This is a genomic window from Pseudomonas sp. 1 R 17, from assembly GCF_900067035.1.
Taxonomy (GTDB): domain Bacteria; phylum Pseudomonadota; class Gammaproteobacteria; order Pseudomonadales; family Pseudomonadaceae; genus Aquipseudomonas; species Aquipseudomonas marginalis.
The window spans coordinates 112,424-120,994 of sequence record NZ_FKLB01000047.1 but is presented as its reverse complement, the minus strand read 5'-3'; the positions used below and the strand labels follow the sequence as shown (position 1 = coordinate 120,994).

The window sequence follows — 8,571 nt, the reverse complement described above, 5'->3', positions numbered from 1 at the left end:
GGGTGTAGAACCGTAGACATCGTTTACATCTGAAACCGGGGACATCGTTTACACATTTGAGGCCTGGACGCGGGTCATACCTCGTCCAAGCCTCCCCAAGGGATAATCACACAGGTACAAATCCCAAGCTTCATCTTCAGCTTCTTTGAGCCCTATCCTTTCCCCGGACAGCGCCTCGCTGATAAATACCAACTTGCCGTTCCACTTGATCGATCCGTCCTGCCTGACGCTTCGAACTTTCATTTCTGCCGGATATTCCACATCGGGCAAGCATCCTGGATAAATTCGGGTGGACGGCACATACAAGTCTCCCGGACGTTTCATGCCGAGCGCTTCGTGAGGGCGTACGTAATTAAACTCATGCCTGAAATGCTCCAGCAAAAGCTGCTGCTCGACTAAGTTTTTCCCTAAGGGCAACTCAAGTTTCAAGCTACGGTGCATTCGTTCATGGCGACCATTCTGGGCGGGTCTTCCCGGCATGGTTCGCTCGGGATAAATACCCAGCCGAATCCACCAAACTGCCAGTGTGGATATTCTTGCCAGGCCAGGAGAGGCGAACGGTACCCCGTTGTCCGAACGGATAACTTCCGGCATGCCGTACTCCTGAAAAAGCCTCTCAAAGGCCTGTTTTACAGGCTGGGTCATGATCTTGGGATGGGCCCTGCACGCTAAAATCAGCCGCGACGCATGGTCTGTGACGGTCAAAGGGAAGCACATCTGAGCATTAAGCATCTTGAACTGCCCTTTGTAGTCAGCACACCACGTCTTGTTAGGTTCGTCGGCCTTTCGCATTTGTGCGTGGGAAATGCTGTGTCGGCGTTTGAAGCGCCGCTTTTTGACGAGCCCAAGTCGGTCAAGCCATTGACCGGCCGTACTTGGAGAGGGCCAGGTGACGGAGGGATCTTCCAGCCGTAATAGCTCGAGAAGCTTTTTCGGCCCCCATTTATCGTGAGCCTCCTTCATCGCGACTACACGGGCCAAAATCTCGTCGTCGGTTTTATTTGGGCTGTTGTGAGGTCGCCGGGACAGTTCGGATAAAGACCTCAAATCGCCGTCGTGCCGGGCAATCCACTTATCGACGGTAGGTCGGCTAACGTCAAAGCGGCGTGCCAACTGGCTTTTGGTGAAGTTGCCAGAAAGCCAATCAGCTACCAGCTTGATTCTTTGATTCATGGGGGACTCTTGGTTCCAGGGCATGATCAGTTACCTCCTGATCATGCGTATTAGCCTGTAAACCATGTCCCCGGTTAGAAATGTAAACGATGTCCCCGGTTTGTACCGGGGCAAGCCCCCTCCCACACTGACCGCATTCCAAATGGGTGTACTCGATCAAATGTGGGAGGGGGCTACACCCCGATGGCTGTGGTACCGCCACTACAACTCATCGATATGCCGATAATCCAACTGCAACCCCACCGCCAGCTCCTGGGCCCGCCCCAACCTGATCGGCCCGCGCTCGATATCCACCAGCAACCCCGCACACGCCAGTAACGGCAACCCGGTAATGTCCTTCAGCCGCCCATCCGTAATCACCAGTACACGCTGCTGCTCGGCCGGATAACGCTTGCGCCGCGCCACCAGCCAATGCCCGGCCTCGGTCAGCGCCGCCAGCAACGGCGTACCACCGCCCGCGCCCAACTGATCCAGCCAGCCCGCCAGGCCTTTCGCAGCTTTCAACCCCTGTACCTGCCACTTCGGCGCCTGGCCGCTGGCGGTCAACAACGCTATGCGCGCCCGTTGCCGGTAAGCATCGTCAAACAGCTGGGCGAGCAAGCCCTTGGCGTCGGTTAATGCACGATGCCGCCGCGTGGACGCCGACGCATCCACGATCACCAGCCACAACTCATGGGCCGAGCGGCTGCGCAGGTGGTAGCGCAGGTCTCCACGGGAGTGCGGCCGGCCGCCGAGCAAGGTGCCCGGCCAGTTGATCGAACCCAGCTGTGCGCTGCGTGCCTTGCCCTGCCTGCCGTTGTCCAGTCGCCCCGCCTTGGGCCGGGCATCCGCCCCCGCGTCAGGTCGGGGGCGAATGCCTAGGGCTTTTTTGGCCAGGTGGGCACGTCTCGGCGCGTGCCAGTAGGCAGGGCCGGTGCGGGCATATCGCCCCATTGGCCTTGGCCGGGCGAGGTGTCCGAGGGTGTCGGCGCCTGCCCTGGCTTGGGTGGACTGGCCGGTGGGGATTGCGCCTGGCGACGGTGGCGCAAGGCGAATTCCGCCACCGCTTCGATGTCTTCTTCGGCAATGGTATCCGCGCCCCGCCACGCCGCATGGGCCCGGGCGCCGCGCAGCCAGACCAGGTCGGCGCGCAAGCCGTCGACACCGGCGGCAAAGCAACGCTCGGTGATCTGCGCCAGGGCCTGATCATCCAGCTCGATACTGTCCAGCCGCGCCCGCGCCTGGGTGCAGCGCTCGCGTAACGCCGCCTGCTGCCCGGCCCACTGGGTGCAGAACGCGGCGGGGTCACTGTCGAAATCCAGGCGCCGCCGGATGATCTGCCCGCGCTCGGCCGGCAGCGTCTGCCCGCTCAGCGCCACGTTAAAACCGAAGCGATCCAGCAACTGCGGGCGCAACTCGCCCTCCTCCGGGTTCATGGTGCCGATCAGCACAAAGCGCGCCGAATGGCGGTGGGAAATGCCGTCGCGTTCGATCAGGTTGGTGCCGCTGGCGGCGACGTCGAGCAACAGGTCCACCAGGTGATCGGGCAGCAGGTTGACTTCATCCACATACAACACGCCGCCGTCGGCCTTGGCCAGCACCCCAGGGGAAAACTGCGCGCGGCCTTCGCTCAGCGCGGCATCCAGGTCCAGGGTCCCCACCAGGCGCTCTTCAGTGGCGCCCAACGGCAAGGTGACGAATTGGCCGCTGGCCAGCAGATCCGCCAGACCACGGGCCAGGGTGGATTTGGCCATGCCACGCGGGCCTTCGATCAGCACGCCGCCGATCTTCGGGTCGATGGCGGTCAGGCACAGCGCCAGTTTCAGGTCGTCGGCAGCGACCACGGCGGACAGTGGGAAATGGGGAATATCGGTCATCCGTTCTCTCTTTAAATTCTGCTGTACAAGTAATCACCCGGTCATGAACAAGCTACTTGTGGTGAGCGGGCTTGCCCCGCTCACCACAACAAGCCCGCCAGCCACAACAAGCCGCATCTCGCGTTCTAGCTGTCTTCTTCTATATCCAGCAACAGGTTTTCCAACGCCTCGCGATACGCCCCCGGTTCCTGCCACAAACCGCGCTGCTGGGCTTCGAGCATGCGCTCGGTCATATCACGCAGCGCTGCGGGGTTGTGCTGCTGCACAAAGGCCCGGGTGTCAGGGTCCAGCAGGTAGGCGTCGGCGAGCAATGCATATTGATGATCGTCGATCAGCGCCGTGGTGGCGTCGAAGGCGAACAGATTGTCCACGGTCGCGGCCATTTCAAACGCACCTTTATAGCCATGGCGCTTCACGCCGTCGATCCACTTGGGGTTGGCGGCGCGGGAACGGATCACCCGGTTCAGCTCTTCCTTCAAGGTGCGAATCCTCGGCAGGTCCGGCTGGCTATGGTCGCCGTGATAGCTGGCGGCCTTGTCGCCGCTCAGGGTTTCCACGGCGGCGAGCATGCCGCCCTGAAATTGGTAGTAGTCGTTGGAGTCGAGCAGGTCGTGCTCGCGGTTATCCTGGTTCTGCAACACCGCCTGCACCTGGCTCAGGCGCTGGGCAAACTGTGCACGAGCAGCGGTGCCTTCGTCGGAGCCGCCATAGGCGTAGCCGCCCCAATTCAGGTAGACCTCAGCCAGGTCCTCGCGGCTTTGCCACAGGCGCCCGTCAATGGCGCCCTGCACGCCCGCGCCGTAGGCACCGGGCTTAGCCCCGAAGATACGCCAGCCGGCCTGTTTCGCTGCGGCCTCTGCATCCAGGCCGGAGGCCAGCAACGCCGCGCGCTCACTGCGCACCTTGGCGGCCAGCGGGTTCATGTCGTCCGGCTCATCCAGGGCCGCCACCGCCTGTACCGCCGCGTCGAACAGGCGGATCAGGTTGGCGAAGGCATCGCGGAAAAACCCGGACACGCGCAAGGTGACGTCCACGCGCGGGCGGTCCAGCAGGCTGATGGGCAGGATTTCAAAGTCATCCACCCGTTGACTGCCGGTGGCCCACACCGGCCGCACGCCCATCAGCGCCATGGCCTGGGCAATGTCGTCGCCACCGGTGCGCATGGTGGCCGTGCCCCACACCGACAGGCCGAGCTGGCGCAGGTGATCGCCGTGGTCCTGCAGGTGCCGCTCAAGTATCAGGTTGGCGGACTGGAAGCCGATGCGCCACGCGGTGGTCGTCGGCAGGTTACGCACATCGACGGTGAAGAAATTGCGCCCGGTCGGCAGCACATCCAGGCGCCCCCGGCTCGGCGCACCGCTTGGGCCGGCCGGAACAAAGCGCCCGCCGAGGGCCTCCAGCAAGCCGTGCATTTCCGCCGGGCCGCAGGCATCCAGGCGTGGCGCCACGACGCTGCGCAGGCTTTCGATCACCGCCTTCACCTCTTCCCAGCCGGGCTCTTCCAGCTGTTCCAGCGGCCCTTCCAACGCCTGCTCGATCATTCGCGCCGCATACAACTCCAAGCGCTCGCGGGTATCCCCGGCGGTGCGCCACTGCTGCCCATCGATCTTCTGCAACACTGCCGGGCGTCGCCCGGTCCAGGGCTCGGCCAGGGCACAGTCCAGCGGGTCAAAACCCAGCGCGAACGCCTTGGCCAACACGCGCAGCAGGCTCGATTGCGGGCCACGGCCGTCTCCACGCGGGATGCGCAGCAAGGCCAGCAAGGTGTCGATGCGCAAGCGGCCCACGGGGGATTCGCCAAAGATGTGCAGGCCGTCGCGGATCTGCGACTCCTTCAAGTCGCACAGGTAGGTGTCGAGGCGCGGCAGCCAGATAGCGGCATCGGCGTCGCCATCCAGCTCAAGCTCCTGGTCGATGCGGGTTTCGCGCACCAGCTTGAGGATGTCTTTTTGCAGCTCGCGGGCCCGGCGTGGGTCGAGCAGTTGGGCTTCGTAGTATTCGTCCGCCAACAGCTCAAGGTCCCGCAGCGGCCCGTAGGTTTCGGCGCGGGTCAGCGGCGGCATCAGGTGGTCGATGATCACCGCCTGGGTGCGCCGCTTGGCCTGGGCGCCCTCGCCCGGGTCGTTGACGATAAACGGGTAGATGTTCGGCAGCGGTCCCAGCAGCGCATCCGGCCAGCAGTTTTCCGAGAGCCCCACGCCCTTGCCCGGCAGCCATTCGAGGTTGCCGTGCTTGCCCACATGGATCACGCCATGGGCGCCGTAGGTGTGGCGCAACCAGAAGTAGAACGCCAGGTAGCCATGGGGCGGCACCAGGTCCGGGTCGTGGTACACCGCGCTGGCATCCACCTGGTAACCCCGGGCCGGCTGGATACCGACGAAGGTCTGGCCCTGGCGCAGGCCGGCAATCATCAGGCGGCCGTCACGGAACATTGGATCGTTGTGCGGCGCGCCCCATCGCTCCAGCACCGCCTGGCGGTTGGATTCAGGCAAACGCTTGAACATCGCCTCGTAGTCGTCCAGGCCGAGGCTTTGATGGCAGGGGCGCAGGTCGAGGCTGTCGAGGTCGTTGGTGACGCCGCCGAGCAGGTCATGGATCAGTGCAGTGCCGCTCTCAGGCAGTTGATCCGGCACCGGATAGCCTTCGGCCTGCAGGGCACGCAGGATATTCAGCGCGGCGGCCGGGGTGTCCAGGCCCACACCATTGCCGATACGGCCGTCGCGGGTCGGGTAGTTGGCAAGGATCAGGGCGATGCGTTTATCCTCATTCGGTACCCGTGCCAGCTCGACCCAACGGCGCGCCAGCTCGGCGACGAAATCCATGCGTTCGGGCGCTGCGCGGTAGCACACCACGTCCGACTGGCTGCGCTCGCTGCGCCAGGCCAGATCCTTGAAGCTGATCGGACGGCTGATAATGCGCCCGTCCAGCTCCGGCAAGGCAATGTGCATCGCCAAGTCGCGCGGGCCAAGACCTTGCTCGCTGGCCTGCCAGCCCGGCTGGTTATCCTGGGCGCAGATCGCCTGGATCACCGGGATATTGCGACGAAACGGACGCAGATGCGGGGCTTCGGGGCTGGATTGGGCAAAACCGGTGGTGTTCAGGATCACCGCCGCGCCGACCTCATCCAGCAGGTCCTCGACCACCGCCAGGCAGCCGGGTTCTTTCAAACTGGCCACCGCCATCGGCAACGGGTTAAGGCCCGCCGCCTGCAAGCGCTGGCAGAACACATCGATAAAACCGGTATTGGCCGCCTGCAGGTGCGAGCGGTAGAACAGCACCGCCGCCACGGGCCAATCCGCGTGCCAATCGGTCTGCCAGTCATTGAGGCGAGGGTTGGCTTTGTGCGGGTGATAGATCGCGGTGCGCGGCAAGGTCTGCGGCTCGGCCCACGGGTAATCGCGGTCCAAGTAGCCGCTGGCCAGGCAGCGGAAAAAATCCAGCGCGTTAGCGAGCCCGCCCTGGCGCAGGAAGTGCCACAGGCGGTCGCGCTGTTCGGCACTCACCGTGCTCAGGCCGCTGAGTTCCGGGTCCGGGCGGTCATCCCCCGGCACCAGGATCAGCGTAACGCCGCGCTCGGCCAGCTCAACCAGGCGCTCGATGCCGTAGCGCCAATAACCGATGCCGCCGTGCAGGGAAATCAGGATGACCTTGGCGTGGCGCAGCACCTCGTCGACATACAAATCGACCGAAGCGTGGTTCTGCACCTGCATCGGGTTGGCCAGGCGCAGGCTGGGGTAATCCTCGGGCAACTGCTGGGCCGCTTCGGCCAGCAGCGCCAGGCTGGAATCGCCGCTGCACAGGACCACCAGTTCGGCGGGGGTTTGGCCAAGGTCGGCAATATTGTCGTCCGCGACGAAACCACCGGGCTGAGTCCTGAGCAGGTGCATGGGTTAAACGCTGAGGGCAGCGCGCAGTTGCGCTTCGAGGCCCGCCGCATCCAGCGCCTGGCCGATCAGCACCAGCCGTGTGATGCGCGCTTCGTCGGCGCCCCAGGCACGGTCGAAGTGCTTGTCGAAACGCGTACCCACACCCTGGATCAGCAGGCGCATCGGCTTGTTCGGGATGGCGGCGAAGCCTTTGACCCGCAGGATACCGTGCTGAACCACCAACTGGTTCAGGGCGTCGAGCAGCAGCGCTTCGTCGGCTTGGGGCAGGTCGATGGAGATGGAATCGAAGGCGTCGTGATCATGCTCGTCTTCACCTTCGTGGTGATGATCGTGGTGGCTATGGCGAGCGTCGATATGTTCTTCGGAACCCGCGCCCAGGCCGATCAATACGTCCAACGGCAGGCGACCGCTGCTGGCTTCGATGATCTTCACCGCCGGCGGCAGCTCTTCGGCGACTTCCAGGCGCACGCGGGCCAGGTCTTCGGCGCTGATCAGGTCGGATTTGTTGAGGATCACCAGGTCGGCGCTGGCCAGTTGGTCGGCAAACAGCTCGTGCAGCGGCGATTCGTGGTCCAGGTTCGGGTCGAGCTTGCGTTGGGCATCGACCTGATCCGGGAACGCGGCGAACGTGCCGGCGGCCACGGCCGGGCTGTCGACCACGGTGATGACCGCATCAACCGTGCAGGCGCTGCGGATTTCCGGCCACTGGAAGGCCTGCACCAAGGGTTTTGGCAGGGCCAGGCCCGAGGTTTCGATAAGGATATGGTCGAGGTCGCCACGACGGGCGACCAGTTCGCGCATCACCGGGAAGAACTCCTCCTGCACGGTGCAGCACAGGCAGCCGTTGGCCAGCTCGTACACACGGCCGTTGGCCTCTTCTTCGGTGCAGCCGATGGAGCACTGCTTGAGGATCTCACCGTCGATGCCCAACTCGCCGAACTCGTTGACGATTACCGCAATGCGACGGCCCTGGGCGTTGTCGAGCATATGGCGCAGCAAGGTGGTCTTGCCCGAGCCAAGGAAGCCGGTAACGATGGTGACGGGGAGTTTGGCCAGTGTTTTCATCGGATGCCCTTTGGGGCGGGCATACGGGACGATAGGCACTGCGGCGGCGCGCAGAAGCGGATTTCGTCACCGGATCACCCCGCCCGGTTGAATTGGAAAATCGGTGGCGAGGCAGGTCTCCTGGCTTGGGGCTTGCGGGTCTTGCGACCGGCGCCGACTGCGCCTTCCCGCCGCAGTGGCAGTGGCGTGGCAGTCAGATAAACCCTTCACAGTTGCGGGGGCAGCCGCGGCTTGGACCGCGTTCCCTTCTTAGCTTCGGCCTGGGCCGAAGAACCTCGAGGGTGCAAGGCTACAGGGGCTCGCCGCATTTGACTACCGTCCCCGGCCCATGCTCTCCTACACATCTTGTTTCGGGTGCCCTTCACAGGGTGAAACGGGAAACCGGTGAGTCATGGCGTCATGACGAGTCCGGTGCTGCCCCCGCAACGGTAAGCGAGTGAAGCGTCAGATCCACTGTGCCTGTACGGCATGGGAAGGCGACGCTTTATAGACCCAGTGTCCCTCGCAAGCCCGGAGACCGGCCCGAATAACATCGAATAACAAACCCGCGGTGGGCGGGCGCTGTTAAAACCCTGCGTGCCTGGCTCGCG

The 8,571-nt window shown here is 63.8% G+C and carries 5 protein-coding genes and 2 riboswitches; all 5 genes read right to left on the bottom strand.

Annotated elements, in window-relative coordinates; genetic code table 11:
• Window positions 1-48: 48 nt before the first annotated feature.
• Complete coding sequence (locus tag BFP99_RS16800) at window positions 49-1,197, bottom strand: integrase core domain-containing protein (RefSeq protein ID WP_065924691.1); 1,149 nt, start codon at window positions 1,195-1,197, stop codon at window positions 49-51.
• Window positions 1,198-1,374: 177 nt separating this feature from the next.
• A complete protein-coding gene (locus BFP99_RS16795; protein ID WP_065927977.1) occupies window positions 1,375-1,977 on the bottom strand; it encodes a vWA domain-containing protein in 603 nt (200 codons plus the stop codon).
• 53 nt (window positions 1,978-2,030) lie between these two features.
• Window positions 2,031-3,029: an ATP-binding protein gene (locus BFP99_RS16790; RefSeq protein ID WP_065947748.1), complete on the bottom strand. Its 999-nt coding sequence runs from the start codon at window positions 3,027-3,029 to the stop codon at window positions 2,031-2,033.
• 125 nt (window positions 3,030-3,154) lie between these two features.
• Window positions 3,155-6,916, bottom strand: coding sequence for a cobaltochelatase subunit CobN (cobN, locus tag BFP99_RS16785; RefSeq protein ID WP_065947747.1), 3,762 nt, complete (start codon window positions 6,914-6,916; stop codon window positions 3,155-3,157).
• 3 nt (window positions 6,917-6,919) lie between these two features.
• Window positions 6,920-7,981, bottom strand: coding sequence for a cobalamin biosynthesis protein CobW (gene cobW / locus BFP99_RS16780; protein WP_065947746.1), 1,062 nt, complete (start codon window positions 7,979-7,981; stop codon window positions 6,920-6,922).
• 92 nt (window positions 7,982-8,073) lie between these two features.
• Window positions 8,074-8,274: riboswitch (cobalamin riboswitch) on the bottom strand.
• 42 nt (window positions 8,275-8,316) lie between these two features.
• Window positions 8,317-8,522, top strand: a riboswitch (cobalamin riboswitch).
• The last annotated feature ends 49 nt before the right edge of the window (window positions 8,523-8,571 follow it).